The organism is Synechococcus sp. UW105 (assembly GCF_900473935.1).
Taxonomy (GTDB): Bacteria; Cyanobacteriota; Cyanobacteriia; order PCC-6307; family Cyanobiaceae; genus Synechococcus_C.
Genome location: NZ_UCNN01000009.1, coordinates 81,313 through 107,077 on the forward strand (window position 1 = coordinate 81,313; position 25,765 = coordinate 107,077).

The window sequence follows — 25,765 nt, forward strand, 5'->3', positions numbered from 1 at the left end:
TCGGCTTAAGGTGCTGAAACTCTTGATGGTCCATTGTCGAAAGCCTCGAGTGGATCCTGGGACGTGCTGATGCGATGCATCGCCAGTGCCCTGTTTCTGCTTGCCCATGGGCTTCTGGTGCTGGAGCACATTGCCATTGGCACCGCCTTACATGGGATTGCCGAGTTGTTTCTCGCCCCATGGGCAGTGCGTCATCGAGCCTGGGACATCATCGTGATCGGTGTGATCTTCTGCGTCTTCGATCTGTGGGGCACCGTTCGACTGACCACCGCCATCGGCTGAAAACCCACCGCCTTAACGACGGCTCTGCACTGTTTCGACCCACCAGCGCTTCACCACGCCACCGAGCTGGCTGGTCTGCCTTGAGCGCTGCGAGATTGGAATCGTGACCACCGAAAGCTGACGTCCATTGCGTCGGTAATCAAATCGGCAGAAACCATGCCCAGTCCCCGAACAAGCGGAAAGACTGGAGAGAGGAACACCGGCTCGACGCTGATCCAACGCCATGGGTTGTTGCTGAGGATGGGGCCTCCAACCCGAAGCAAGCAACACAGCATCGGCCTCGAGAATGGGTTGCCCCGCACTCAGGGGGAGGACACCACGCGGCTGAGCAAGGGCAACCGGCATCCCGACTGCACTTACCACCATCAGCAGGGCTGCGATTGAGAATCGAGGCATGGTGGAGCTGGGGGATGCCACTCACTCCATAGCCATGACATGCGCAAGCTGGCCATTCGACGCTGAATCATGAGTACCAGTGCAAGCGGCAATGCAACACTTCAGCGTCTTGCCCCCTATCTGGTGGCCAGGCCCCGCCGCGGTGTCGTCGGCAACAGTCCCCAGGCAAGACGACTGCGGGAAGCGCTCCATGAGGCCTCGACGGATCGCAATCACCAAGCAGTGTTGCTGGTGGGTGAACCGGGGCTTGAAAAAGACAACCTCGCGGCACTGATTCACTTTGGATCCAGCCAAAGGCATCAACTGATGCTGCGCGTGGACGGGGCTCAGATGCGCAGTGATGGCAGCGAGCTCTTCGGGCGGGAAGGGGACAATGACCAGATTCCGCTGCTGGAGCTGGTCGGCGAAGGCAGTCTTCTGATCGACAACTTCGAACAACTCGAAGCGCCCGTTCGCCAAAGGATTGTGGAGATCGCCGCCACTGGCAGATGGCAATCTCCTGGGTTGGAGCCCAAGCCGCAAACGTTTCGCGGACGGCTGCTGATCACCGCCGAAAGCGCCATCCCTGAGTTGTCACCGCTGACGCAGCTGATCCGAGTGCCGCCACTTCGGGTGCGACGTCAAGATCTCGGCGATTGGTTGCGTTATGGCATCCGCCAACAGAGTTTGCGCCTGGGCTGGAAGAAGCCACCCAAGCTGCCCATGGCAGTGGTGAAACAACTGCAGAACTATGACTTCCCGAACAATCTGCGCGAGCTGGAAGCATTGATCGAGCGAGCACTCCAACAAGTGCGTCGCCAAGGCAGCAGTCCAAAAGCGTTACCAGAGGACGTGTTCTGGACGTCACCACGGCAACAGCGTTCACGGTTTGACCTGTGGGCCTGGAAACCAAAGTTGCGCAACTGGATGCGTGCACCTCAGCTCTGGAATCTCCTGCTCTTTGGAATCGTGAGCTGGGTGTTTGTTCTGATCAATCTTTGGTTGTGGTTTGGCCCCCAAGACAGGGCTCACAACGGAGCACTGAATTTGTTTTGGGCCTGGTGGTGGCCACTGATTCTGCTCAGCTTTCCTGTTGTGGGCAGGTTGTGGTGTTCGTTTTGCCCGTTCATGGTTTGGGGTGAACTTGCCCAGAAGCTGGCTCGGGGATTGGGCTGGACGCCATCCCCATGGCCACGAGGTGATCACGATGCCTGGGGCTCAAGATGGCTGGCAGGTGGATTTGCCCTCATCCTGCTCTGGGAAAGCCTGTGCGATTTGCCTCAGAACGGGCAACTCAGCAGTTGTCTGTTGCTGCTAATCACAGCAGGAGCCGTGAGCGGATCGATACGGTTTGAAAAACGATTCTGGTGCCGTTATCTGTGTCCAATCGGTGGCATGAACGGACTGTTCGCCAAATTGTCCATGCTGGAACTTCGAGCCCAAGCCGGAGTCTGCAGCGGCAACTGCAGCAGTTATGCCTGTTTCAAGGGAGGGCCGGCTGAAGGAGAGGGACTGCAGACATCAGGTTGCCCGCTTGGAACCCATCCAGCCCATCTGCGCGACAACCGAAATTGTGTCTTGTGCATGACCTGCGCCCAGGCCTGTCCGCATCGGTCCGTGCGCCTGGCGATCCGGCCACCTGCTGCCGACCTTCAACGCGACATGGTGATTCCCAACGGTGAACCTGGCCTGGTCCTGGTGCTAACCGGGAGTATCTGCTTACAGCAATGGCAGAAATTATGGGGCTGGACAGGGCTAACGCCAAGCTCGATCAGCAGTGGGCCCCTGCTACCGCGAATAGCGATCGCATGCCTCAGCCTTGCCCTACCAGCAACGGTTTATCTCTTGGCCAGGTTGATCGTCAATCAACAACGACTGGAACACACGCTCTACGGTTTCCTACCCGTGCTCTGGGCGCTGCTCCTAGCCTCCCATCTACCGATAGGAATGCGTGAGGCAGGGATGGTGCTGCCTGTGAGCATGGAGGGCTTAGAGGGCTTGCCTCAATTTGGGTTGCCAAGCTGGCAAGCCGACCCCCATGTGATCCGGTTCTGCCAGAGTGCCGTGGTCACAGTGGGAGGTCTCGGCAGTGTTGTTGTGCTGAGACGAATGCTGTGCAATCAACGCAAAGCTTGGTTGGCTGCCTGCATGGTGTTAATCAGTGTGGCGGGCTGTGGACGATGGCTGGTTGGGAGCTGAAACAGCACCAACACGGCAGCCCGCTGAAAAGCAAATGCTCAAGCCAAGGGATGATGATGAAGCTGCAGCAGCACACGCGCCGCCAGCCCACGGGAAACGCTGCGATGAGCAAGCAACGAGCAAACCCAGTCGAACAATTGAGGATTAGAAGGATCCTTGGCCAATTGATCTCTTAGCAGGAGCAGTTGCTGCAAGTTCTCACAACCACGCAAGGCATCAATGAGCGTGTCTTCAGACACTGGAGCCTTGGGTGCAGAGGCAACAGTCATGGCAAACGCCTGATTCCAAAAAACGTTAAGCCAGCGAGGGGAGACACCTGAAGCACGATGCAGCGCAAAAAATGCCTTGGCAATCAAAAAAAACCTGATCGGCAACCACAACTGAAAGTTGATTGGTCACGACAGAGGACAAATGGTAGGGGTCGAAGGCATCGGCAGTCGAAGCCAACCAAGGAGGAAAGAGACGCATTCAGCGACAGGACAAGATCGATTACCTCAGTACGCGTGCTGACGCAATGAGTCATTTACCCCTGGCAGATGTTCGTAGCGCTACACACAATGGAATCAGGGAAATGCTCCTGAGCAAACATAACGGCTCTGAGGGGGGCCGTTTTTTATGGGTGTTCTGAGCCGAGATCAGCCGCCAACGGAAGCGAGATTGAGACCGTCTCAGTCCGAGCCAACAAGGCAGGCAGGCAGGCACGACGACGCTCAACCCAACAGCGCAAGCGAGACGTGAACCATTGGCTCTGGATGGGAGATCCCCGTGAATGGCCCAATACACAATCTCAAAGAGAGATGCGAATCAAAGGCGAATGAACACGAATGAAGGGCCGAGCTGGGTGTCGATAACGACGATAACGAGGTGAAACGATGGGATTGCCAGGAGGGAAACTGGGCGCCAAACGAACAGAGCCAGGCCGATAACCAGGAGCAGCCGGCAGAAGGCGGGGGCTCAGATCACCAAGAATCACACAACGTTGTAGGCGGTACGAAAAGCGATGGAAGCGTCCGCACCCATCAGCAGCCAAAGCAGGGGCACAGAAGGCAAAACATGCACTGATACCGAAAAAGGCAAGAACATTGAACCGACTAGTGGTCTTGAAAGACATGAAACAAAGAACGATGAGGCTGAAACCCCGAGGCGCCTAGTTTCTAGGCCAAGGCTTTCAGCGTCGATGACTTGGATCAATGACTAAAGTGATCCTGCTCACAACAAAGTTTCTGGTGTAGATCAGCACAGAACTGGGGAGACATCACGACGAATGCCGCGAGGTACGAATCGTTGCGCCCTGGGATCAGATCTGTGAGGAATCGAAAGGCGATCAAGAAAGTCAACGAGTCACACAAAAGACTCAACAAGCTGGGGTGACTGATGTCACAAACAACAAAAGCTTTGAATACATCCTGGGCAGCAGCGGAAGTGAAGAGAGAGAGGGCGCCACATCAAGCGCTGGCGTCGTTAGCACGAGTACACAGTCGAATGCGTAGGCCTACGAGAGAGAACAACGCTGACAGCATCAAGGCAAACGTAAAAACAAGCAAAAGCACCATCAAACCGCTCGAGCAGACCGCAACGTGAGCCCCAAGCAACACAAACACAGAGCTAGAGATTGACAAAGAGTTGGGTCAACCAACTCGGGGGTATGCGGAACCGATGGGTCCCAAGCGGGTTAGAGAAGAACCCACCACAGAGATAGAGCCAATCGAGGCGAGCCTATGACCAAAGCAATATGCCAAATGAAGCGATCACACGTAACGACTTCTGGACATAAACACAAAACCCTGGCGTCGGACATCAAAGAGAACGACTGCCAGTAAAAAAGAAGGAAGAAACAGCAGGAGTGTGGCAAATGCACAACCGACAGGCCTGACACCAAGACCTACTTGGATCCTCAGACAGCCCACCACTGGCGTTGGATGTCAACGAGAGGCTGATCGGCAATGGCAAAGTAATCAACATCCAGCAAGGGATCGACAAGGCAGCCTTTCCCGCGTTGAATGGCACTGGCAACCCTTGCGATCCCATCACCAGAGGACAGGGCCAAGCCAAACTTGTCTGCACCATAAAAACTGTGGAGCAGACCTGTTTCAAGGATGGAGATGGCACCGATAAAGCCAAGGATTGCACCAGGTGAGTGGCTGGAGGAGGCCATAAATGATGTGACTTCTAACTCTCCAATCGGAGTGGTGTCATAGCCAGCAATCAAATGGATCCAATCATGGTGGGCAAGTGCTGCGTTACCTGCTCCAAGCTCACCGGGAAGCTTAAAACCTCTGGCTTGATAGAACTCCCAGAGACGTCGACCGAGACTGCCTGGGGGTAAAGTCTGCAGCTGATTCCATTTAGAAAACTCATCAGGATCTGCCTCAACACACAAGCCATAGGCATGATCGCCATACTGTTGAACAAGGTGCTGAAAGGCAGGATCATCCTGATGATCGCCCTCTCCAATCCAATTTAATCGATAAAAATCAGAGGTCGCCTGGGCGATCGCATTACGGGCCAAGTCTCGTGACATCAAGAGACAATCACTTTGAACGTCAAGGGTTTCAGCCCAGGAGTCAATATCATCTGCCAATGCTGCAGGGATGGGATTGCAAAGCATCTCAAAAGCGATAAGAAGCTCGAGTAACTCCTGTCGCTCGCCAGGAGTGTTCAAACTTGTACTGACAAAAGCTGGAGCAAGACCAGGATGAGAGTTGAAGTCAATCTCGACTCCGAGAAGCTTCAGAAACAACGTATGGGCCAAGTCTGCTTGGGAAGGGGTATACCAAACACCGCCAGGACGATGCACCTGCACAAGTGCTGAGGCGAGAAGAGAAGCCTGCTCAGGCGAGTTATGAACTAAAAACATTAAAACCCCTACAACAAATCGAGCCAAGTCTATCGACAATGAAGTAGAAGGCCTAGCCCCAAGCATTCACACAAAGTGGACGGCTCAAAAATGCTCGCCTGAGATGAAAGGGAACAATCGGGAATCGCGGCGATTAGGGATGCAGGGCAAAGGGAGTGCGATGACGGAGATCAACGCAACAGCACAAGCAATACGGGATAAGGGAGAAGAGCGAAAAGAATAACGAGGGCTGACATGGAGACTCGCAAGGGTCGCCATCCAGCGCAGGCCAAGGGTGGCAACACTCAAGAGAGGGGAGAACCAAAATTGGAGGTTCTAGGCAAGCAGAGAACGACAAGCTCCACAAACACCAATGATGAGGCGGTGAGAAACGTTCTGAATGGAGGCTTAAACTGGATTCAATCCAGGCAGTCACTAAATGCCTGCACCTCGTTTGCGACTGAGCGATAGCGCTCCTGAAAATAATCTTCCCTTGCCTGATTAGCTCGATGCTCCGCTTCACGCGCTAAATGTTCAAGATGAGCATTTTGCTTCTTACGGGCTATTTGGCCAACTTTGTACATGGTGATGGAATTCAGTTCACAGAACCTAAATTCAAAGCCAATAGAGCGAGGAGCATCTTTACCGAACTTCGCGCATCGATGAAGTTGAGTAAAAACTGTGATCCACGATACAGATAAAAGCAACAAGGAACGCGCAATTGTGCTTGATGAAATCGACAATCAATACACGTTCAAACCGATAGACAGGTCCCCAGGGACTCAGTAGGACGATTGAAGCCCCTAAGAGCAAAAGGGATAACCAACGCGAAGCAAGCCAGAACAACGACGCACAAGAGAACGAAAGGGCTGACAAGCCAACAAGAAGCGGAGTCTCGCTGGAACGAAGGATCGTTATGACCGAGGAAGCCAAGAGTGAGACAAACGAGGCAATGCAAGGCTTGGTACATAGAAACGAGAGGCCATATCAATGCTCAGATCTGATCCTCAGTGCCTTTAACCAGCATTGAGATCACGTGATGGCGCAAAGAAGGTAGAAAAACAGACCCAGAAAAGGCCAAATCCCGATCAGTCCGGCACACTACAAGAATCGGATGCCAACAGTGAGGCGAGGGTGAGTCAGGATCAAGATCAGGGCAAGCACAACCCAGTGGGGGATGGGCGCTCAAACGAAATGACTGGACAGAAGGCCGCGGGAATGGAGATAGAGATGCGCTCCGAAGAGGAGAAGGGTCTAGCGCAGCCAGAAGCAGACGCCAGGCTTAAACCAACCCGGGCCATGACTTACACAGAGATGATGAACAGCGGCACACAGCGTTTAGGCTGAAAAGGCAATTGAGGCATCATGGGTATCTGCAACAAGAAGGAAGACAAGTCAGCAAATCTGTGAGAAGGTCAGGTTTTCCAGCTTGATTCATGGCGAAAGGGTATTGGGTATGCACCGGTACAATTCACACTCCGTTGGGCATGGTGCCCTACATCAGCAAGTTCACAGCTTGGCTAGCGACAGTCAATGCACGGATTTTGATCCGGGACCTTAGCAGTGACGTAAGAGAAGGTAGCCCAGGTACGGTGAACGTAATTGTAGAATTTGACTCAAAAGAAAATGCAATCGATGCTTATGAATCTGAGGGATACCAAGAGCTTATCAAACTCAGAACGCCTTACTCCGAACTAAGCCTAACCATCACCGAAGAGCTGAATGAATAAGGTGCTGATGACTCGGCGATCAGGAGATCGCCCTTGTCGCACCAAAAGCTTATTTAGACAAAAGAGGTATCGAGCAGAATCAGGGAGATAAGAGCATGTTAATAGCTATTGGCGTATTTGACCAATATGAAATTACCTAGGAATCAATCCGTTTGTTCATCTTTTGGTGGTTTAATCAATTCACCTGTCTGCCAAGACACAACAGCAAAGCTACCGACAAAGACAAGCGAAATAATCGCCAGAAACACCACGGTGACATTGCTGATTTCAAGCTCACCGAGCATGAAGGCAACAGTACTGATCATGATCCGCTGCAATGCATTTCAAAGCTACACCCCCATTTGGTTGTTTCGACGCAAGGCATGACATGCATGGCCACAGAAACAACAGCGCAAGCTGAAGCAAAAAGCACACAAAGGCGAAGCCCTATTCTGGAGAAGGGATCAAATCGAAGTTCTTGCGTGAAGTGTGGCGCCAAATGGTTCAAAATTCGTGACTGACATCGATGACGACGCCTGATGCAGATCGAGGTGAAGACCAGCTTGAGCTGGGGGGCGGGGTGAAGGATTGCTAGACATGAGCGAGTGGTTCAAAAAAACCAAATGCAACGAGCTGCATTGCTGTTTTGTCTCGGGCTTCTTGCTTCAGGGTTGTCACAACCGTCTGTCGGAGCCTTTGACGATGACGGCTTCGAGGGGTGGGTCAACAGCCGAAATCCCGCAGAGTTGTGCGAACTATTTTTAAGTGGGATGATTGATGACGAAGATTTACCCTCAGGCCGAGCACAGGATCCCTGCGTTGGCGTTAACAACGACTAATGTTGAAACAGGTGAAGCCACAAAGTGAGAGGCTTAGCGATCAGCAGTGATCAGGATGGAACCAATGCAGATCTAAACCTGGCAGAGAATTCTGTAAGAAGACGGACACTAAAAACCATCAGACGAGGCAAGCCCACGTGAATTCAAGCCCCAATATTGATCCAGCCCAATGGAGACGTACTGCCACCACTGCAGCGCTGCTAGTACTGGGAGTCTTCATCGTGCCAGTACCAACCCACAGCAATGACACCAATCATTGTGATCTGATCAAAGCTGCTCAGAACAGGCTTGGTAGAAGCATGGCGATCAATCGATTCGTGATCTCCTCCAACGATGACGAGCAGCTGGTCGAAGCAGCGAGTCAGCAACTTGCCAAACAGGAATTAAGTTTTAGAGAAAATAGACGTCAATACGAAAAGGAGAACTGCACCAGCATCTGGGATCGATAGAGGGGTAATAAGGAACGACTCTACCCACCCTGCACAGAAGAGTCAGGGCATTGACTCACAAAATAATGATAAGGATTGACAAGCTCAATTACATCATTCAGCAAGCTCAACATGAACACAATCCAACAATGAACTAACACCATTCCACATCAACAACGACACTGATCTGAAGGGATTGGATCCAAAAAAGATAAAGCACGCCGATCATGATCAACCAGTTCTCAACAAGCGATCAACACTGACAACGGCGAATAGCGATGAATTCAGACCAGTGAGCAGCGCATCCGCAGCAACAGGCCGACCTTCCATTAAGGATTGTCCGAAGAAAATAGAATTGACACAAGTGATGCTATGAAGTAGGAAATGGCAACGGTAAACAATATGGTGAACAAACTGGCCTCGGCCTTTGCTGCCACATGGCTTGTCCTAGGCACCCTCACACTGACAGCACAACGGCCTTCAAAAGCAGAACAAAGAAGCGCTGATTATGAACACTTTACGGCAAATCTATATTCTCCATTAACAGGCAAGAACGAGATCATCATCTCAACGCTGTATACCACGCGCCAGCAGCAGATGAATGCATTTTCAAGGAGCAGCTATGATTATTGGGATGCAAGAGTACTTTCCGAGTTCTGGGGACAATCAACCTGGGATTCGAAGCTAAGAATAGGCAGAAAAATATTAATTGGTCAACACTATGGTGATCTCAATAACACACTTCGTGCAATCAATCAGACAGTCTCCTTGGCACAGAATCGGTATCTGAGAACAACAAGAATCAACGACCTAAGCTCCTATAGACTTTACCAAGAAGGATACACATATAATGACGCTGTTTTACTCGCTCTGCTATGGAACCATAGCAGACATGGCAGACAGGCGACAGCTGCTGAGATCCGGCAAAGTAAATATAGAATCGACCAGAACCTGGCCAGAGGAAACAATGAATATATTAATCAATCACTGCAAACAGCGAGAAGATTATACAATCGATAAAAGTGATTACAAATCACTTAAGATCTCGAATCGGATTTGAGGTTGAATTAATTGCCCCCAAAGGCTTGTCGAGAAGAAATCTGGCTGATGCCATAGCTCGACTTCACAATGGAGAAGTCATTAGATTTTTCCATGCTCAAGCTGAACCAAGCAAACTACCAGATACTCCAATTTTTGAGAACCTAACACTTGGCTTTAAAGTTGTTGGGCCAGGTCAAAAGCTGATCGCTTTATGCGTTGACGACCTAACACTTCAATCAGACCTGGACAAATCAGCAGCGTCAAAGGAAGGCTGGTACAGGATCGTTAGTGATGATGCGAGATTCCTAGAATTGGTTGCTTGCCAATGTGATGCTGGGCTACCGATCAAACAGGTCTTAACCAAACTTGCACATCTATATCGAACTGATTTACAGATCGATCGCTCAGGGATGTGCCGAGTCGTTGATCAATCGAATCATTCAATCGCGATCGCAGCCCCATTACCTGGAGAGAGAGAGAGGGCATGCGAACTAGTGACTGCCCCAATAAAGACAGACCATCATCAGCAACTCTCAGAATTCCTTTGTCTGGCAAAAGATCTGGCATATACGATTCCAGTAGAGGGAGCAACCCATCTCCATTTTGAAGCCTTATCATTTCATTCCGCACAAACAATCAAAAACATCGTCAACCTCTTTGACGACCATGATCAATTGCTCAGAAGACTATTCAAAACAAACATACACTGTACAAGGCTTGGTCAATGGCCTCAATCCCTTTTCAACTTAGTTGCACAACCATCCTTCACGCTTCTCGCCTGGCCAGAAGCAAAAAGGCAACTTCAGGAGTTGCCCATCACCAAATACTGTAACTACAACCTAGCCAATATTATTCACGAGATCAAAGAAAAGCCGACATTCGAAGTGCGTATTCTCCCCTCGAGCCTAGAAGCATTAGACATCATCAATGCAGCCTGTGTTGTGGAAGCACTGCTGACGATCGCTTGCTCGTCAATCAACATTGAGCGGCTTGGGCCAGTTGGTACTGACAACAAAAGTATTCTTGCCTTTTTAAATGAAATCAATATAGACACGAGTGTGCGGGATTTTTATTGCTCTCGATTTAGGCCATAGCCGAGGGAACACGAGACTCCAGCTTCAACCTCTCCCCATGAGGGCCTTCAAAGGTGACACTGCCAGATTGATTGCGAGGTTCGTAGTAAGGCCCCCATTCGACTGATCGACGACCAGTCGACCAAGGACCATTTCTGACGCACCGTCCTTTGCCGGCGTAGTGATCACCAAGCGCGCGAACGTAGTGATGTTTTCGGTGCTTAGTCGTGCAAAAACCAGCACCCAAGAGTGCGCCCGTCTGGACCCAGTGGGCCTCGGGACAGCCATTTTGAGCGGCTTGACCTGGCAATGCGCCAAACGTGAACACCTGAGCTGCAGCAAACACTGCCGCTGCGACTGAACAAGGTCAAAGCATGTGGGGGCCGAGACAAGCTCACCCTGATCAACCACTGCTCGTTTGTCGGGCCACTCAGACCAAACCTCTCCCCAAGCGTTGCTTCCCGTGGATGCCGAGCTGACTGCAACACAGAAACGGGAAGCCACAAGCAGACTGAAGGTCCCTGATCAGCAACAGCCACAGCGAGTGCTGCCAATCGATCTCAGCTCATGCTGTTCGCGCGTCCTGTGCTTGAGCTGCCTGCTGCCTTGGCGTTGTTCACAGCGATCTGCGCTGGGGGAACGCACCAAGCATGAGTGGAACACAGGTCTGCACCGCTACGCAGGCTTCCTCTTGTTGGTAGCGCTGTCTCACAACCTTCAAGACGCCAATAAAAAACCGCCTTGGGAAGGCGGCGAAGAACACAGTCATGGACTGCGTTGTCTGGAAGTCGGGGTAGAGGGATTTGAACCCCCGGCATCCTGCTCCCAAAGCAGGCGCGCTACCAAACTGCGCTATACCCCGATGCAACAGAGTTTAGCGGTCAGCAGGCAGACGCAATCCCTTCCCCTCCCTAGCCTGAACAAGATTGCAGTCCTTCGATGGCCAGCGAGTGGACCCCAGGAGCCGTTGCAGCCTTGCGTGAGCGGCATGACCTTCCGTTTGTCCGCGCAGATGCGGAAGGTCGAGTGATGGAATTCAATCCACGCTTTCACGATGTCTATGGCTGGGATGAGCAATTGATCGGTCAGTCGATCAGTGCCATCCTTCCTCAGGAATTCAGAGAGCAACATCACAGCGGCTTCTCACGCTTCAAGCTCACGGAAACATCCAAGCTGGTGAATCACCCTCTGGAACTCATCACCATCTGCTGTGATGGAACCAGTGTGCGCAGTGAACATTTCATAGTTGCTGAAAAAACAACCGATAATCATTGGAGCTTTGCCGCAACATTGCGCCCCCTGGAAGGGCCCCATGCCTGTTGACGACAGCGAAAAACAGGAGAGCGTCCAACAGGACCTTCTAGACCAGATGCGGCAGTCACTTGGATTGCTGCGTGTGGCCTTCGACAGCACTGACGAAGCCATGCTGATCCTCGATCAGAAACAAACGATCCGATGGGCCAATCAAAAAGCAGCCGACCTTTGCAGCAAGGGAATGACAGCACTTCTGCTCGGCAAACCACTGAGCAAAGCCATCCCTTTTTACAGCCTGAAGGGTGAGCTGCTTCCAGCTGACGCTGAGCAGCATCCTTGTCAACGGTTTGAAGATGGCGATGGTACAGAACGTCTTCTCATCGCCAACAATGAAGATCAATCCGGTTCTACATCTCAAACACTGTCTCTGCTGCTGTGGAGACAGATCACGAACCTGCGAGAACCCTTTGTTCTACTGATCATTCGTGATCTCGATCCGATAGAGCAAGCACTGCTGAAACAACGGATCTTCATTCAGGCGCTCGCCCATGAACTGCGCACACCCTTGGCCATTCTTTCGGGCAGCCTCAAGCGTTTAAGTCGCATCATTCAGCACGACAAACGCGTGCTTTCAAATCTTGAAACTGCAACATCAGAATCGAGACGTGTGTGCAACCTAGTTGACAAGCTGATGCTTCTCTCAGACTTGGATACTGGTCAATTTAATTGGGAAATTAAGGAGACATTCCTATCAGAAGCTTTCGAAGAATGGAGAACATCCTTGCCTAAAGAGAAGGCAGCAAGGATCACATTTCGACTCGACCCAAAGTGTCTCTACGCCAAGATAGACAGAGAAGCATTCCGCCTCGTTCTTGATCAGTTACTCGACAACAGTTTGCACTTCAGTGATCAAAAAGCGACTGTAGAGATCTCCGCCAGCCTGGAGGATGAAACCGTGTTGATCTTCTTCGAGGATTCTGGTCCGGGGTTTACCGACACAGAGTTGGCTGCACTCAGCACCATCTTCGAGCGCTTCAAGCGTCTTGAACAACATCGCTCCAAGAGCAGACCGGAAGGATCCGGTCTCGGGCTCGCGATCGTTCACGAGCTGATGCAAGGAATGGGCGGTCATGTGGAGGTCGAGCTCCGCAGCTCACGGCCGGAACAGATGCGGCAGGGCGGGTGTCTCGTTCTCAGCCTTCCTTTCAGCGGCCAAGCGAGCGTCGCCTCAAAGAGCCCGGGTAGAGGAACCAGGTAGATGGCGCTGTAAAAGCCCTGGAAGGGCCTCAAACAGATCTGGTTTCAGGACGTAATCACAGGCACCCGCAGCCAGAACACGCTGGCGAAAACTAGGGTCACCGTGGGCTGTCACGACAACAATCGGACCGGCATAGCGCTGGTCGCGCAAGACATCCAAACAAGCGAAGCCATCCATCACTGGCATCATCAGATCCAACAGGATCAGGTCCACGTGCTGGTTCGCGAGCAGCTCGATCAGCGCAGCACCGTTATCGCAAAGCAGGGGATCGACGCCCAAATCCTGGAGTTCCTCTTCAAGCAGAGAACGGAGGCGAGGGTCATCGTCAACGACGGCAACCGAAGCACCTTCAGTCTGTGAACACGTCTCCACCACAGGAACGGCGGACTCACCGAAAGACATTCCCATCCTGGCGCAATCTGGAGCGTCAAGCAGAAGGATGAGGGAAATGGGTCGCCTGAGATTCGAACTCAGGACCAGCCGGTTAAAAGCCGGATGCTCTACCGCTGAGCTAGCGACCCTTCCGGAACCGTGGCGTGTTGCCCTGGAACTGGAGTGCCATTCAGGCACCATGAGAAGGTATCACCCGGCGCCACCCTCGTCCAAGAGATCCGTTTCCCTGAGAGCCTAATCAGGCTTTGCGATTGCTCTTGCCACCCCTGAGATGACGCATTCCACCAGCAGTCCCTGGCCCGAGCCCCAGATAGATTCAAAGGCCTGGGTGGCGCCCACTGCAGTGGTGATCGGGGATGTACGCATGGATGCTGGCAGCAGTCTGTGGCCGATGGCCGTGGCCAGGGCCGATCTCGCCAGCATCAGCATCGGCGAAGGCAGCAACGTGCAGGACGGGGCAGTTCTGCACGGAGATCCTGGAGAACCCGTTGTGATTGGCGACCATGTCACCATTGGCCACCGTGCTGTGGTGCATGGTGCAACGTTGAAGGATGGCTGCCTGATTGGCATCGGAGCCGTGGTGCTCAACGGCGTCACCGTTGGAGAAGGTGCCCTCGTCGCCGCAGGGTCCGTCGTCACCAAAGATGTCTCGCCAGGCATGCTGGTGGCCGGAATCCCTGCCAAGGACAAGCGGGAACTGAGCGAGGAAATCATGCTGAAGCAAGTGGAGCATGCCCGCACTTACTCCGATCTGGCCCTTCAGCACGCCGCAAGCCTGGGCAGCACCTGATCCCTCCAGAGGCCCAAGACACAGCGGCCGAAATGCTGCAAAACCAAACGAGCTGTCCACAGCAGCGCAAAGACGGCGAAGCAGTCATTAAGATCATTGGGCTTTTCTGATAGACCCATGGACCTCCGGCTCGTCCTCGTGGCATCCCCAATTCTTCTGGCACTGAGCTGGGCTGGTTTCAACGTCGGTCGTGCCGCTGTCGGGCAGCTGCAACTGATGATCAAGCGCAGCCGCGCCTAAACCCCTAATCCGTAAGGTTGAGAGTCAGCGAGCGCCTCAACCCTCTTGAGCACAGGATCAACCGTCGTTGTGATCGGTGCTGGCCTCGCCGGTACCGAAGCGGCATGGCAAGTGGCTGCCGCAGGTGTTCCTGTTCGATTGATCGAAATGCGTCCGGTGAAGCGGTCTCCCGCTCACCACAGCAGTGAATTTGCCGAACTGGTCTGCAGCAACAGCTTTGGGGCGCTCAGCAGTGATCGAGCTGCCGGCCTTTTGCAAGAAGAGCTGCGACGACTTGGCTCCCTCGTAATCCGCACGGCAGATCAACACGCCGTACCCGCCGGCGGCGCTCTGGCCGTTGACAGAGGCCGCTACAGCGCAGCCCTCACTGCAGCGCTCGACCAACACCCGCTGGTGACGATTGAACGCCGCGAGCAACTGGTCCTGCCGGAACAGGGTCAGATCACCGTTCTGGCCACTGGTCCTCTGACAAGCGAAACCCTCGCAGAAGACCTGAGGAGCTTCACTGGGCGGGACGACTGTCATTTCTTCGATGCCGCCAGTCCGATCGTGGATGGAGAGAGCATTGACATGGCCAAGGCCTTCCGGGCCAGTCGCTACGACAAAGGCGACGCCGACTACATCAACTGCCCAATGACTCAGGAGCAGTACCTCGCCTTCCGCGAGGCGCTGCTGGGAGCAGAACAGGCGGAGCTCAAAGATTTCGAAAAAGACAGCGCCACATTCTTTGAGGGCTGCCTCCCGATCGAGGAACTAGCCCGTCGCGGTGAAGACACGATGCGCTACGGACCGCTCAAACCCATTGGCCTCTGGGACCCCCGCTGGGGAGATGTCAACGATCGGGATGTGCGCCGTGCCAAACGGGCCTATGCAGTGGTGCAACTCCGCCAGGAAGACAAGGACGGCCGACTCTGGAACCTGGTGGGCTTCCAGACCAACCTCAAATGGGGTGAACAGAAACGGGTTCTGCGCATGATTCCCGGCCTAGACCAGGCTGATTTTGTGCGGTTTGGAGTGATGCACCGCAACACCTTTCTCGAGGCACCGGAGCTACTCGAGCCGACCCTGCAGTTCCGCCGCCGCGATTCTCTCTTCGCCGCAGGACAGATCACAGGCACCGAGGGGTATGCAGCGGCCGTAGCCGGGGGCTGGCTGGCTGGCACCAATGCCGCTCGTCTGTGCCAGGGGAAGGCGCCCATCAACCTGCCTCCCACCTGCATGATCGGAGCCCTCACCCACTTCATCAGCGAAGCCCCATCCGGCAAATTCCAACCGATGCCTCCGAACTTTGGTCTGCTGCCAGCCCTGCCCGAACGCATCAGAGACAAGCGCCAACGTTACGGCGCCTACCGCGACCGTGCTCTTGCCGACCTAGCCCAGAGGATGGCAGAGACTGAGCAGCTGCAACCGGTTGCAGCTGCTAGTTGAGTCGTTGCCTCTAAGAGCTCTGCCTTTAGGGATGTTCCATGGCAGGCGAAGCCACCGAAGGTTGGGGAGCGTCCCAGCGCAAGTCCGGTGTGATCGCAGCTGCTGGGTCACGTGGAACAGGCAGCAGCTCTCGCAGTAGCTGGGCATAGGAGATGTTGACACCCACGGTTGCGTTCAAGCGTTGTTCCAGGCTGCGGATCAGACGTTCCTGGGTGATGGATAGATCGACTTCGCTGGAGAGACCAGTTTGATAGCGAAGCCGCGAATCGCGAAATGCCTCCAAAGCTGCAGCCAGTCCGCGGCGTGCAGACACCAATTTGGCCAGGCTCGCCTCATGCGTAAAAAAGGCGGCTTCAAGCCTCAGACGAATCGCATTACGACGAGCTGCATAGTCCTGACTGGCGGCATTGATTTGGCGCTGCAGGGCGCGAGCCTCACCGCTGGTGGTACCAGCGTCAAATAACAACCAACGCAAACTGAGCCCAAAGGACCAGTCGTAACCGCTGGTGTTGAGAGTGGGGATGACCGTCCCGCCACAACAACCGCCATTACTGCTGACCGCGAGGTTGAACTGATTCACGTTTTGGCCGTAGCTCCCACCGCCGGCAAACAGAGACAAGCGCGGCAGGAGTTCGGCTGCTGTGGCATCTTTTTGCCGCGCCAACGCCGTTCGGGTCGCCAGGATCGCTTCCAATTCCGGGTTACCTCGATAGGCCGCCAACAGGCTGGCTTCCAGATCAAGGGGCCACTTCGGCATCACAGCGATTGGATCACTGGCAGCGGGCGTGATCTCGGCCGCAAGATTGAGGACCAAAGCCAAACGCCGCCTGGCAATCGCCCGATCAGCGAGAGCCTGAATCAGTGCTTCCTGATCACTGGCTTCGATGGCGCTCCGGCGCAGGACATCCAAGCGGGGAACCAAACCGGCCAGCTTCAGGTCCATCGAGTCCTGCAAAATCAGCAGGTCATTCCGCACCGCAGAATCCTGGATGCGGACGTTTTGATCAGCCTGCTGTAACCGGTAGTAGGCCTCACTGATCTTGAGCTGCAGCTGCCTCAATTGGTTGGCGTAGCGCTGGCGTTCGCGTTCAAGCACAGCTCTTGCCGCCTGCACCTTGGGCGTTCGAGCAAAGTCGAGCAAGGGGTAGTCGAGCTGGAGACCTGCTGAACCACGCGTCGTCGATTGGTTCAGATAGGCCCACCCGCCAGTGGGTACAAAGAAGGCTCCTCGTGGGTTTGGGGCAAACAAGGGACTATTGCCGAGGTCTGCATTCCCGACCGAAGCAACGTTGTTGGAACTGATCTGACCGGTGTTGCCTGAGGCGACGGCGCTGATCCTCGGCCAGTAGGTCCCTAACGCTGCCTGCACTGCATCAAGGGCTGCGGCAACACGCTCCCGTTGGGCCAGCAGTGCAGGGTTATTCGCAAAGCCAAGGCCCAAGGCATCCAACAGAGTGAGGCCTTGCACCTCTCCTGCCTGCAACTCTTGGGCGCTGGGCAAACTGAGCGGAGCAGGTGCGGCAGTAGAGCTTGGGGGAAGAGGCCCCTCGGCCACTCGATTCGGTTGCAGAAGGGTTTGAGGCAGCGCTGGGGCAGGTGTGTAACGAGCAGGCGCACCTTCGGGATCAGAAGGGATCAGCGCATCAAGAGCACGGAGTTGTTGATCCAGGTCGTTCCAACTGCGTTCCAAACGCTCCACGCCAGACGATTCCTGAGCGATCTGCGCCTGCGCCGACGTGATGGACAACGATGCGGATCCGATCACAAGGCCCAAGGCCAGGCGCGTGAGTCGGGTCACCGTCGACATGCCAGAAATCCTGACAAGGTTGCGACTCAGTTTGCCGGTTCTGGGCAAAGATGCTGAAGCCTTCCCCGCCAACGACTCAGCGATCAGGACGGTTGGGGGCTCGACAGTGCCAAAGGAGGGTTCAGCAGAAGAACGGTGGCGGTTAAGCAGTGAAGAGGGCAACACCACAAGACATGGAACAAACGGTTTTTGAACCAAAAACGCCTCCTGTTGCCAACAACGAGGATCAGGCCTTCGCACCCTCCACGACACAATTGCAAGCTTGACGGTGCTGCGCTGGTCACCCGACATTCGAGCCTTCCGACACAGGGCTAGCGATCCATTGTTGTGCCTGGATGAGTCGGGATACGAAGAGCTCCGTGCAAACTGTGGCAAGCACGCAAAAGCACTGTGGCCAAGGCCAATAGAAGACCTCAAAGCATCAGCGGAACAAACGCATGCCAAGAGCAACTGACTGCCAGTCCTTTCGATCCAATCAAAAAGAGGAGCTCAACAAGGTATTCCCTGCTGAGGCCTCTCCAGCCCTCCACGCGCCTTCCTTCCTATGCCATCAATGGCCACAGTTAGTGGCATGAGCATGAACTCGTTGGAGACCGATCCAATCGGAGCACTGCTTATCTTCACAATCCTAAAACTCATAGTGCAGACCATGGAACACTCGAATTTGGCCTTGCCGTGGGGCCTTAAGAAGGCCGCATGACAATCTCAGGCTGAACTGATGTCGCTGTCTCGACAGAAACTGCAGTCAGCAGCATCACAACACTTCAGCAAGACCTAACCCAACACATTCACCCAGTCCCTAGCCCAGAAAAGACGCAACTAAAATCTAGGTTGACCAAAAACAAGACAACATCAAAACGACCCTTGATCAACAAGAGTATCGAGTCATTGGCGCAGGGCTCTATGCACGAATGACGGCGTCTATGGAAACAGAATAGAGACCTAGACAGCCCTGAAAAAATCAAGCACCGCCATGCCACCTTTCAAACAAATCGACCATTTAAAGCACAGCAGGTGACGCACCACTAGCGATCGACGAGCCTTGGCAACAGCGAAAACTGCAGCGGTCTGATCTCCACTGCTACCAGAAGAGAACATGACGAGGCCCTTGATGGCAGCAGATGACGAGGCCTCACGCAGACGCCGCCATCGCCTGATCGAACAGCGTTCTTTGCGCATCGGAGTGGTGGCCAGTGCAGTGATGGCCGTCGGCGGGCTATGGGTGCATGTGCTCTCAGGCTCCTATGCGCTGCTGCTAGACGGGCTCTATTCCGCAGTGATGGTGGGATCAGGCCTCGTCGCCGCACGCATCAGCCGCAATGTGGTGCGCCCGCCGGATCGGGCCTACCCCTATGGCTACGACGGTCAAGAAGCTCTCTACGTCCTGTTTCGATCCCTGGTGCTGATCGGCGTGCTCACATTTGCCGCCGCCGCAGGGCTGGGCACGGTGATCGATTACGCCAAAGGCCAGCAGATCCCAGCGGTGAGTCTCGGCCCGGTGGCGCTTTACTCAATCGCAATGGTCGTGATCTGCTGGGGGCTCGCCTGGTGCCATCACCGCGATTGGCGTCGCACCGGAGAGCAATCTCAGCTGTTGATCACAGAAGCCCGTGCCGCCAAGGTGGATGGCCTCATCAGTGGGCTCACTGGCATGGCCCTGCTCAGCACACCTCTGCTGCAGGGCACGGCGCTGGCCGTGATCACTCCCATCACCGACTCACTCTTGGTGCTCGTGGTGAGTGGAGTGGTGCTGCGAGAACCGCTTCAGGCCTTCCTCACCGCCCTGAACCAAGCCGCCGGCGCTTCGGCTGAAAGCGACACAATCCGCTCCACGCGCGCCGCCCTGGAAGATCTTCTCTCTGGCCTCTCCTGCTGGCTGTTGGATCTCACAGTGATGCAGGTGGGGCGCACAGCCTTCGTGGTTGTGTATCTCAATCCAAGTCAACCGATGGATGGCGCCGCGATCGACCTGATTCGGCTGCGCATCGAGGAGCGCTGCCGGCAGCTGATGGCCAGCCCGGTGCGCTCAGAGGTCATCCTGACGGCCACACCACCGTTCCCGGCTGGCTGAATCAGGCCGCTTGGGGGCATCAACAGTGCCATCAGCTGGGGGGATCAAGCCGCTGAGACAACGCGCTCGAGCTCGTTCCTGGTCCCCTCATCTTTGAGTGCGAACGTCGCTCCTAGCACTGATCAGCGGCCGCAACGCCTAGGGTTCTCGGCGGACGAACTGGCCAACAGTGACCAAGCCCGCCTGGGATGTGATCGTGATCGGCTCCGGGATCGGTGGCTTGGTCACCGCCTCCCAGTTGGCCGCAAAAGGGGCCAAGACCCTTGTGGTGGAAAGGTATTTGATCCCTGGCGGTTCCGGTGGCAGCTTCAAAAGGAAGGGATACACCTTCGACGTGGGCGCCTCGATGATCTTCGGGTTCGGGGAGAAGGGACACACCAACTTGCTGACCCGTGCCCTTGCAGATGTAGGGCAATCCTGTGAGACCGTGCCAGACGCTGTACAGCTCGAATACCACCTCCCCGACGGCCTGACCATGGCCGTGGATCGCGATTACGGCGACTTCATCCAGCGCATGAGCGCCCGCTTTCCCCATGAAGCGAAAGGGATTCAAGCGTTTTACGACACCTGCTGGCAGGTGTTCCGCTGCCTGGATGCCATGCCCCTTCTGTCCCTGGAGGACCCTGCCTATCTAGCCAAGGTGTTCTTTCGAGCACCGCTTGCCTGCCTTGGCCTGGCGCGCTGGTTGCCCTTCAATGTGGGGGATGTGGCACGCCGCCATATCCGCGATCGGGATCTTCTCCGCCTGATTGATATGGAGTGCTTCTGCTGGTCAGTGATGCCGGCGGATCGCACCCCGATGATCAATGCAGGGATGGTGTTTTCAGATCGCCACGCAGGCGGCATCAACTATCCGAAAGGTGGGGTTGGTGTGATCGCCGAAAAACTGGTCACTGGGCTTGAGGCCCATGGCGGCTCAATCCGCTACAGCACCCGCGTCACCAAGGTGATCGTTGAAAACGGCAGAGCCACAGGCGTGCGTTTGGCTGACGGAGACAAGCTCTATGCCCGGCGGATCGTGAGCAACGCCACCCGCTGGGACACCTTCGCGGGCGAGGGATCACCCTCAACAACTCTTGTGGACGAAAGCCACACCCCTTCGGCGGAGGCCACATGGAGGCGCCGATACCAGCCTTCGAGCTCATTTCTATCCCTGCATCTAGGGGTGAAAGCGGAGGTGATTCCCAAGGGTTTCCACTGCCATCACCTGCTCTTGGAAGACTGGCGAGCCATGGAGGCTGAACAAGGAGTGATCTTTGTGTCGATCCCCACCCTGCTCGACCCCTCCCTCGCACCAACGGGATGCCACATCGTGCACACCTTCACGATGAGCGATATGCGCCACTGGAAAGGGTTAGGGCCAAGCGAGTACGCCGCCAAGAAACAGGCGGATGCCGATCGACTCATTGAACGGCTGGAATCCCTGTTGCCCGGCCTTAGCAAGGCCATCGACGTGAAGGAGATCGGAACACCACGAACCCACCGCCGCTTCCTTGGCCGGATGGGAGGAAGCTATGGGCCAATCCCTGCCAGCCGCCTACCAGGGCTGCTACCGATGCCTTTTAACCGCACGGGGCTCCCTGATCTGTACTGCGTGGGCGATTCATGTTTCCCAGGCCAGGGACTGAATGCCGTTGCCTTTAGCGGCTACGCCTGTAGCCACCGCATCGGGGCAGACCTCGGACTGAATCAATGGGCTCTGCCTGCCTGAGTGGATCAACACCTCAGCCCAGGCGAGCAATACACCTGGGCTTTCCAAGCGTGTAGAAGGGTGGCTTGGGATCACTCGGAATCCCCTGATGCGATGGAGCGCATGCTGCGAACAGCAGCTGAGGGTGGGCTCACACAATGGCTGAAGGCAACTAGAACGTCTTGGCGCTCGATGAGAACTCCTTGCGGCGATTTCAGCTGTCCTCCTTCATCCGCTTCACACTGCTTGCGGTGTATCTGGCCTTGGTTCTGCCGCTGCCGGCATTAGCGCCATCGGCGCTCATGCCTTGGCTGGTTCTGGCAGACCTGGCAGGGCTGGTCTTGATCTGGGCGCTGCTGTCCGAACACGTTGACGTGTCGGACTCGGGCCTACGGGTGGGATACCCCACATGGTGCGGTTGGCTCTTTCGTCGAAGCTGGAGCCTGGAGTGGGATGAGATCAGCGGACTGGTCCCCATCTCCACCAGCCAAGGGGGGCGGGTTTATTACTTCACGACCGATGACTTAAGGCACCAGTTGCTGCCCCAGCGCCTGAATGATTTCCCTGAGTTCCTGGCCATGGTTGAGCGGCATAGCGGAATCAACACCTCAGAGATCAAAGGGCTGACTCCGCCATGGACCTATCGCTTGCTCGCAGGCCTCGCTGTCCTGATGCTCGCCAGTGAAACGACAACGTTCCTGGCGATTCAGCAGGGTTGGGCACTCATGCCGCCAGGTGGTCAAGGCTGAAGCGGTAACCCTGTTGGCGAACGGTGGTGATTCCACCGCCATTGCCCAGTCCGGCCTGTTCAAGCTTGCGACGCAGGGTGAGCACCTGGGTGTCCACCGAGCGGGGGCCACCACTGAACGGAGGCCAGGCCATACGAAGCAGGTCTTGACGGCTGCGAACCACTCCTGGTGGCATCAGCAGGGCGCAGAGCAAGGCGAATTCGCGAGGGCTGAGCTCTACCGGCTTCTCACGCAGGGTGACTTGACGCAACAAGAGGTGAACTTCCAGGGGGCCGACGGTGACGCGTTCCTGCAGACCCGAACGACCCCGCTTGAGCAAGGTGCGACAGCGCGCTGCCAGCTCTTCCAAACCGAAGGGCTTACGCAGGACATCGTCGGCGCCCTCGTCCAACAGACCGACGACCGGTTCGGCGCCGCTGCGAGCGGTGAGAACGATCACGGGGCAGCGCAAATGCTGACCAAGGCGCAATGCTGAACTGCGTTCCAGCAACTCTGCACTGACCAGAAGATCAGGAGACTGTTCTTCACAGACCTCCACGGCTTCCTCAGCAGTCGCCACAGCAGCCGTGAGATAACCGTCCTGGCGCAAGCGCTGCACCAAGACCGTTCGCAGGGTGGGATGAGGTTCCACAATCAGGACCCGAGAAGGCTCCTTGGGGAGATCTGCAGCCGAAACCGGCGCATACTCCGGAGACTCAGAAGCTCCAACGGGGATCAGATCGCGAGAAGAGGAGGTCACATCAGTTGACGGAGCGCCATTACGCTAATCCCAATTCAATGGCACGCTGGTAACAGAGGCTGCCGTCCTCACAAAGGTCATGACATCCCTGCAACATCCACAGGCGATCCGACACTTTCAGTCGCTCTGTGATGCTTGTCAGGAACTGACCCATCGCTATCACAGTCCATCTGAACTCCGCCTTTACGCAGACGGTTACCTGCATGCTCTTCGGCGCTGCGAAGAGCTCGACCCTCGCGAATTGGCCAAGCTTGAAACTCTGATCGATCGCTGGATCCTCGATCCTTCCAGCTTCATTGGGCCCAATGGCGATGTAGGCACCCTCTTCCGTCAACCAGAACTAGGCTGACGTCATCACGGACAGCATCCGATTCAACCGTCACTCGCTCGAGTCGGTGTCGCTGGTGGACGTGCCGGCAGGACGCATTCAATATCGCTTCTATCAACCTCACTCTGAGCAAGCCGCACAACGCACACCTCTGATCGTCACCCATGGTGGTCCTGGTGGAAGCAGCATCGGGCTCTACGACGCCCTGAACGGGCTCGCAGACCAGCGACCGGTGATCTTCTATGACCAGCTGGGGTCGCATGGGTCTCCGGCAGAACTCAGCCGTGAACAGATGACGCTGGAACGATTTGCGGAGGAGCCTCTGCGACTGATGGATGCGCTAGCCATCGAAACCGCTCAGCTGCTCGGCCATTCCTGGGGAGGCAGCGTGATCACCCAGTTCTGTCTCAACCATCCAGAACGGGTGAAAGCACTGGTGCTGTCCTCACCACTCCTTTCCACTCTGCGCTGGATTGAGGACTGCAACACCCTGCTCAAGGAGCTAAGCAACCAGGGACTCAAGGGCGCTGCCCTTGAGGAAGCGTTCAATCGGCGCCACTTCTGCCGCAGCAACCCAGCGCCTCGTGCGCTTGCACGAGAACAAGAACGCAGCAACAAAAAGCTCTACGAACAGATGTGGGGCCCCAGTGAATTCGCTCATGCCGGCATGCTGGGCGACCTTGATTTTTTCCCTCGACTCAGAGAAATCAAGGCAATGACGCTACTGATCTGCGGCGAACACGACACCGCCACGCCTCAGACCATGGAGCAGGCAAAACAAAGGATCGGGCCACTCGCCAAAACGGTGGTCTTGCCAGATGCAGGCCATAAGACCTACATCGACCAACACAGCGCTTATGTCCAGACCGTTGAGAGCTTTCTAGCCCGGAATGACACTGCGAACGACATGGCCACTACCCCCTCCACCAAGGCGGAGGGGACACCATGAATCAAGAGACCCCTCAACTTGCGAGGGCAATCTCCAGCTTCTCCTTTAACTCGCCAGAGTTGTACATCTCGATCAGGATGTCGGACCCACCGATGAATTCACCATTCACATACACCTGAGGGATGGTGGGCCATTCAGAGAATTCCTTGATGCCCTGGCGGATTTCCATGTCCGAGAGGACATCGAAGGTTTCGAAACTCATCCCCAAGGAATTGAGGATCTGCACAACATTGTTGGAGAAGCCGCACTGAGGCATCAACTTATTGCCCTTCATAAACACGAAGATCGGCGTGGATTGAATCAGCTCTTCGATGCGTGATTTGGTCTGGCTATCCATGGGGGGCGCAGGCAGGGAGACGGGTGTTTTGGCTCGTTTCGAGGGCGACGGTGACACGGAGTTCGTCATGCGCGCGTGAGCACGACTTCAAAGACTCATTGTCAGTCAGGAGTGGAGGTGTTGAGGGCAAGAGCATGGATCGCTTCACTGGCGAGATGGTCCCGCAAGGCGCCATACACCAACTGGTGTTGCTTGATCCGCGACAGTCCAGTGAATCCTGAGGAGACCACACTCACCTGAAGGTGATCTCCACCACCAGTTAGGTCTTCAATCTCCACATTGGCGTCAGGCAGAGCCTGCCGAATCGCCGCGGCCACTGCATCAGGTTGAACCATGGTCAACGGGACTGTCTGGACAGTGATGTTGGCAGATCGCTCAAGGCGATGATCGCCTTAGTTGCCACCAGCCTTGGCGGCAGCGAAGGGAGTCTCAACGAATCCGAGCTCCAGAAGGCTCTGATAAGCCTTCTGGCCTTCTGGCTGGGAAGGGGTCATCAGACGCACAACTTCAACCAAGACAGGAACGGCAACCTCTGGCTGATTCTGGCGGCGGAACAAAGCTGCAAGACGCAGATTGGCCTGGGCAAGAAGCCCGAGCGCTGCACGACCCTTGGAGTCCATTTCACGCGGAATGCGGGCATCGAGGCCACGGAAGGCTCCGCTCAGATCGCGATAGAACGCAAGCAGCTGCTTGGCTGCTGCACGGGCATTGTCGTAGTCCTTGCGAGCTTCGGCGAGATTGCCTGCCGCGACGGCAGCATCACCACGGTTAAGCAGCGACTGAACCGCAGCGGTATTAAAACCAGCACCTTCTGAGGCAAGCACTTTGGAGACCCCATCCGAGGCCTGCTGATCGGCCTGAGCGAAGGCGACGGTGGGAGCAACCACCAGACCAGCAGCCACAGCAAGGGCAGTCAGCGAAAGGCGGAAACGCATGAACAGACCACAACA

General features: G+C 55.3%; 28 protein-coding genes and 2 tRNA genes. 17 read left to right on the forward strand and 13 right to left on the reverse strand.

The features are described 5' to 3' along the window. The first annotated feature begins 69 nt into the window (after positions 1 to 69). A complete protein-coding gene (locus DXY16_RS03665) occupies positions 70 to 282 on the forward strand; it encodes a hypothetical protein (RefSeq protein ID WP_115015595.1) in 213 nt (70 codons plus the stop codon). A gap of 12 nt (positions 283 to 294) precedes the next feature. Here DXY16_RS03665 and DXY16_RS03670 read toward each other — a convergent pair whose 3' ends face one another. Continuing rightward, positions 295 to 699: a hypothetical protein gene (locus DXY16_RS03670; RefSeq protein WP_244281527.1), complete on the reverse strand. Its 405-nt coding sequence runs from the start codon at positions 697 to 699 to the stop codon at positions 295 to 297. A 48-nt stretch (positions 700 to 747) separates the two neighbouring features. Here DXY16_RS03670 and DXY16_RS03675 point away from each other — a divergent pair, with 48 nt between their 5' ends. Beyond that, entirely contained in the window at positions 748 to 2,856 is a 2,109-nt protein-coding gene (locus DXY16_RS03675) for a sigma 54-interacting transcriptional regulator (RefSeq protein WP_115119614.1), read from the forward strand. 38 nt (positions 2,857 to 2,894) lie between these two features. Here the strand turns inward: DXY16_RS03675 and DXY16_RS03680 are convergent, their stop codons facing one another. The 3 genes from DXY16_RS03680 to DXY16_RS14280 form a co-directional block, all read right to left on the reverse strand. Further along, complete coding sequence (locus DXY16_RS03680; protein ID WP_115119722.1) at positions 2,895 to 3,125, reverse strand: hypothetical protein; 231 nt, start codon at positions 3,123 to 3,125, stop codon at positions 2,895 to 2,897. A 1,625-nt stretch (positions 3,126 to 4,750) separates the two neighbouring features. After that, complete coding sequence (locus tag DXY16_RS03690; protein WP_137007011.1) at positions 4,751 to 5,740, reverse strand: hypothetical protein; 990 nt, start codon at positions 5,738 to 5,740, stop codon at positions 4,751 to 4,753. A gap of 371 nt (positions 5,741 to 6,111) precedes the next feature. Beyond that, positions 6,112 to 6,435, reverse strand: coding sequence for a hypothetical protein (locus DXY16_RS14280; RefSeq protein ID WP_137007012.1), 324 nt, complete (start codon positions 6,433 to 6,435; stop codon positions 6,112 to 6,114). Between the two features lie 283 nt (positions 6,436 to 6,718). On the opposite strand from DXY16_RS14280, the gene DXY16_RS14995 reads away from it, so the two are divergent. Both DXY16_RS14995 and DXY16_RS03700 read left to right on the forward strand, forming a co-directional pair. Continuing rightward, entirely contained in the window at positions 6,719 to 7,039 is a 321-nt protein-coding gene (locus DXY16_RS14995) for a hypothetical protein (RefSeq protein ID WP_115119620.1), read from the forward strand. Positions 7,040 to 7,128: 89 nt separating this feature from the next. Beyond that, positions 7,129 to 7,422: a DUF1330 domain-containing protein gene (locus DXY16_RS03700; protein WP_115119622.1), complete on the forward strand. Its 294-nt coding sequence runs from the start codon at positions 7,129 to 7,131 to the stop codon at positions 7,420 to 7,422. 143 nt (positions 7,423 to 7,565) lie between these two features. Here DXY16_RS03700 and DXY16_RS14600 read toward each other — a convergent pair whose 3' ends face one another. After that, entirely contained in the window at positions 7,566 to 7,727 is a 162-nt protein-coding gene (locus tag DXY16_RS14600) for a hypothetical protein (RefSeq protein WP_170953824.1), read from the reverse strand. Between the two features lie 650 nt (positions 7,728 to 8,377). Here DXY16_RS14600 and DXY16_RS03705 point away from each other — a divergent pair. From DXY16_RS03705 to DXY16_RS03710, 3 genes are all read left to right on the forward strand, one after another. Further along, positions 8,378 to 8,689 carry a hypothetical protein gene (locus DXY16_RS03705; protein ID WP_115119624.1) on the forward strand — a complete coding sequence of 104 codons (312 nt, stop codon included), beginning with the start codon at positions 8,378 to 8,380 and terminating at the stop codon, positions 8,687 to 8,689. 363 nt (positions 8,690 to 9,052) lie between these two features. Then, positions 9,053 to 9,688 (forward strand): hypothetical protein, encoded by a 636-nt coding sequence (locus DXY16_RS14285; RefSeq protein WP_137007013.1) that lies wholly within the window; start codon positions 9,053 to 9,055, stop codon positions 9,686 to 9,688. A gap of 2 nt (positions 9,689 to 9,690) precedes the next feature. Beyond that, positions 9,691 to 10,803: an amidoligase family protein gene (locus tag DXY16_RS03710; RefSeq protein ID WP_170953825.1), complete on the forward strand. Its 1,113-nt coding sequence runs from the start codon at positions 9,691 to 9,693 to the stop codon at positions 10,801 to 10,803. A 767-nt stretch (positions 10,804 to 11,570) separates the two neighbouring features. Here DXY16_RS03710 and DXY16_RS03715 read toward each other — a convergent pair. Further along, positions 11,571 to 11,644, reverse strand: a tRNA-Pro gene (locus tag DXY16_RS03715). 77 nt (positions 11,645 to 11,721) lie between these two features. Here DXY16_RS03715 and DXY16_RS03720 point away from each other — a divergent pair. Both DXY16_RS03720 and DXY16_RS15095 read left to right on the forward strand, forming a co-directional pair. Then, on the forward strand, positions 11,722 to 12,105 hold the full coding sequence (locus DXY16_RS03720; protein ID WP_115015422.1) for a PAS domain-containing protein: 384 nt from the start codon (positions 11,722 to 11,724) through the stop codon (positions 12,103 to 12,105). Positions 12,106 to 12,205: 100 nt separating this feature from the next. Next, entirely contained in the window at positions 12,206 to 13,294 is a 1,089-nt protein-coding gene (locus tag DXY16_RS15095; protein WP_371410860.1) for an ATP-binding protein, read from the forward strand. Here DXY16_RS15095 and DXY16_RS03730 read toward each other — a convergent pair. Together DXY16_RS03730 and DXY16_RS03735 are read right to left on the reverse strand one after the other, a co-directional pair. After that, positions 13,265 to 13,696 (reverse strand): response regulator, encoded by a 432-nt coding sequence (locus DXY16_RS03730; protein ID WP_170953826.1) that lies wholly within the window; start codon positions 13,694 to 13,696, stop codon positions 13,265 to 13,267. The genes DXY16_RS15095 and DXY16_RS03730 overlap by 30 nt on opposite strands. Positions 13,697 to 13,743: 47 nt before the next feature. Beyond that, positions 13,744 to 13,815, reverse strand: a tRNA-Lys gene (locus DXY16_RS03735). A gap of 143 nt (positions 13,816 to 13,958) precedes the next feature. Here DXY16_RS03735 and DXY16_RS03740 point away from each other — a divergent pair. The 3 genes from DXY16_RS03740 (at position 13,959) to trmFO (ending at position 16,145) form a co-directional block, all read left to right on the forward strand. Beyond that, positions 13,959 to 14,477 (forward strand): gamma carbonic anhydrase family protein, encoded by a 519-nt coding sequence (locus DXY16_RS03740; protein ID WP_115119632.1) that lies wholly within the window; start codon positions 13,959 to 13,961, stop codon positions 14,475 to 14,477. A 117-nt stretch (positions 14,478 to 14,594) separates the two neighbouring features. After that, the gene (locus DXY16_RS03745) at positions 14,595 to 14,717 is read left to right on the forward strand and encodes a photosystem II protein Y (RefSeq protein WP_115119634.1); all 123 of its coding nucleotides are present in this window, start codon (positions 14,595 to 14,597) and stop codon (positions 14,715 to 14,717) included. 45 nt (positions 14,718 to 14,762) lie between these two features. Then, positions 14,763 to 16,145 carry an FADH(2)-oxidizing methylenetetrahydrofolate--tRNA-(uracil(54)-C(5))-methyltransferase TrmFO gene (gene trmFO, locus DXY16_RS03750; RefSeq protein ID WP_115119636.1) on the forward strand — a complete coding sequence of 461 codons (1,383 nt, stop codon included), beginning with the start codon at positions 14,763 to 14,765 and terminating at the stop codon, positions 16,143 to 16,145. Between the two features lie 25 nt (positions 16,146 to 16,170). Here the strand turns inward: trmFO and DXY16_RS03755 are convergent, their stop codons facing one another. Then, positions 16,171 to 17,952 carry a TolC family protein gene (locus DXY16_RS03755; RefSeq protein ID WP_115119724.1) on the reverse strand — a complete coding sequence of 594 codons (1,782 nt, stop codon included), beginning with the start codon at positions 17,950 to 17,952 and terminating at the stop codon, positions 16,171 to 16,173. Between the two features lie 1,096 nt (positions 17,953 to 19,048). Between DXY16_RS03755 and DXY16_RS03760 the strand changes: the two genes are divergently transcribed. The 3 genes from DXY16_RS03760 (at position 19,049) to DXY16_RS03770 (ending at position 22,462) form a co-directional block, all read left to right on the forward strand. Next, on the forward strand, positions 19,049 to 20,023 hold the full coding sequence (locus DXY16_RS03760; protein ID WP_244281531.1) for a cation transporter: 975 nt from the start codon (positions 19,049 to 19,051) through the stop codon (positions 20,021 to 20,023). Between the two features lie 169 nt (positions 20,024 to 20,192). After that, the gene (crtH, locus tag DXY16_RS03765; protein ID WP_115119638.1) at positions 20,193 to 21,734 is read left to right on the forward strand and encodes a carotenoid isomerase; all 1,542 of its coding nucleotides are present in this window, start codon (positions 20,193 to 20,195) and stop codon (positions 21,732 to 21,734) included. A gap of 161 nt (positions 21,735 to 21,895) precedes the next feature. Beyond that, positions 21,896 to 22,462 carry a hypothetical protein gene (locus DXY16_RS03770; RefSeq protein ID WP_115119640.1) on the forward strand — a complete coding sequence of 189 codons (567 nt, stop codon included), beginning with the start codon at positions 21,896 to 21,898 and terminating at the stop codon, positions 22,460 to 22,462. On the opposite strand, the gene DXY16_RS03775 is transcribed toward DXY16_RS03770, so the two are convergent. Next, on the reverse strand, positions 22,437 to 23,180 hold the full coding sequence (locus tag DXY16_RS03775) for a response regulator transcription factor (RefSeq protein ID WP_371410861.1): 744 nt from the start codon (positions 23,178 to 23,180) through the stop codon (positions 22,437 to 22,439). The two genes, DXY16_RS03770 and DXY16_RS03775, sit on opposite strands and share 26 nt — an antisense overlap. A 100-nt stretch (positions 23,181 to 23,280) precedes the next feature. On the opposite strand from DXY16_RS03775, the gene DXY16_RS03780 reads away from it, so the two are divergent. Together DXY16_RS03780 and DXY16_RS03785 are read left to right on the forward strand one after the other, a co-directional pair. Next, positions 23,281 to 23,550 carry a DUF6761 family protein gene (locus DXY16_RS03780; RefSeq protein ID WP_115017906.1) on the forward strand — a complete coding sequence of 90 codons (270 nt, stop codon included), beginning with the start codon at positions 23,281 to 23,283 and terminating at the stop codon, positions 23,548 to 23,550. 46 nt (positions 23,551 to 23,596) lie between these two features. Then, positions 23,597 to 24,478: an alpha/beta fold hydrolase gene (locus DXY16_RS03785; RefSeq protein WP_170953827.1), complete on the forward strand. Its 882-nt coding sequence runs from the start codon at positions 23,597 to 23,599 to the stop codon at positions 24,476 to 24,478. A gap of 13 nt (positions 24,479 to 24,491) precedes the next feature. Here the strand turns inward: DXY16_RS03785 and grxD are convergent, their stop codons facing one another. The 3 genes from grxD to DXY16_RS03800 form a co-directional block, all read right to left on the reverse strand. Continuing rightward, positions 24,492 to 24,815 carry a Grx4 family monothiol glutaredoxin gene (grxD, locus tag DXY16_RS03790; RefSeq protein WP_115017901.1) on the reverse strand — a complete coding sequence of 108 codons (324 nt, stop codon included), beginning with the start codon at positions 24,813 to 24,815 and terminating at the stop codon, positions 24,492 to 24,494. Between the two features lie 101 nt (positions 24,816 to 24,916). Beyond that, entirely contained in the window at positions 24,917 to 25,150 is a 234-nt protein-coding gene (locus tag DXY16_RS03795; RefSeq protein WP_115119644.1) for a BolA family protein, read from the reverse strand. A gap of 57 nt (positions 25,151 to 25,207) precedes the next feature. Next, on the reverse strand, positions 25,208 to 25,750 hold the full coding sequence (locus DXY16_RS03800) for a hypothetical protein (protein ID WP_115119646.1): 543 nt from the start codon (positions 25,748 to 25,750) through the stop codon (positions 25,208 to 25,210). Between the last annotated feature and the right edge of the window lie 15 nt (positions 25,751 to 25,765).

Bases quoted from the DNA above. Each gene is read 5' to 3' on its own strand.
- DXY16_RS03665 (WP_115015595.1), top strand. From the start codon at position 70: ATGCGATGCATCGCCAGTGCCCTGTTTCTGCTTGCCCATGGGCTTCTG.
- DXY16_RS03675 (WP_115119614.1), top strand. From the start codon at position 748: ATGAGTACCAGTGCAAGCGGCAATGCAACACTTCAGCGTCTTGCCCCC.
- DXY16_RS03680 (WP_115119722.1), bottom strand. From the start codon at position 3,125: ATGACTGTTGCCTCTGCACCCAAGGCTCCAGTGTCTGAAGACACGCTC.
- DXY16_RS03700 (WP_115119622.1), top strand. From the start codon at position 7,129: ATGGCGAAAGGGTATTGGGTATGCACCGGTACAATTCACACTCCGTTG.
- DXY16_RS14600 (WP_170953824.1), bottom strand. From the start codon at position 7,727: ATGATCAGTACTGTTGCCTTCATGCTCGGTGAGCTTGAAATCAGCAAT.
- DXY16_RS14285 (WP_137007013.1), top strand. From the start codon at position 9,053: ATGGCAACGGTAAACAATATGGTGAACAAACTGGCCTCGGCCTTTGCT.
- DXY16_RS03720 (WP_115015422.1), top strand. From the start codon at position 11,722: ATGGCCAGCGAGTGGACCCCAGGAGCCGTTGCAGCCTTGCGTGAGCGG.
- DXY16_RS15095 (WP_371410860.1), top strand. From the start codon at position 12,206: ATGCTGATCCTCGATCAGAAACAAACGATCCGATGGGCCAATCAAAAA.
- DXY16_RS03730 (WP_170953826.1), bottom strand. From the start codon at position 13,696: ATGTCTTTCGGTGAGTCCGCCGTTCCTGTGGTGGAGACGTGTTCACAG.
- DXY16_RS03740 (WP_115119632.1), top strand. From the start codon at position 13,959: ATGACGCATTCCACCAGCAGTCCCTGGCCCGAGCCCCAGATAGATTCA.
- DXY16_RS03745 (WP_115119634.1), top strand. From the start codon at position 14,595: ATGGACCTCCGGCTCGTCCTCGTGGCATCCCCAATTCTTCTGGCACTG.
- DXY16_RS03755 (WP_115119724.1), bottom strand. From the start codon at position 17,952: ATGTCGACGGTGACCCGACTCACGCGCCTGGCCTTGGGCCTTGTGATC.
- DXY16_RS03760 (WP_244281531.1), top strand. From the start codon at position 19,049: ATGACGAGGCCCTTGATGGCAGCAGATGACGAGGCCTCACGCAGACGC.
- DXY16_RS03780 (WP_115017906.1), top strand. From the start codon at position 23,281: ATGACATCCCTGCAACATCCACAGGCGATCCGACACTTTCAGTCGCTC.
- grxD (WP_115017901.1), bottom strand. From the start codon at position 24,815: ATGGATAGCCAGACCAAATCACGCATCGAAGAGCTGATTCAATCCACG.
- DXY16_RS03795 (WP_115119644.1), bottom strand. From the start codon at position 25,150: ATGGTTCAACCTGATGCAGTGGCCGCGGCGATTCGGCAGGCTCTGCCT.
- DXY16_RS03800 (WP_115119646.1), bottom strand. From the start codon at position 25,750: ATGCGTTTCCGCCTTTCGCTGACTGCCCTTGCTGTGGCTGCTGGTCTG.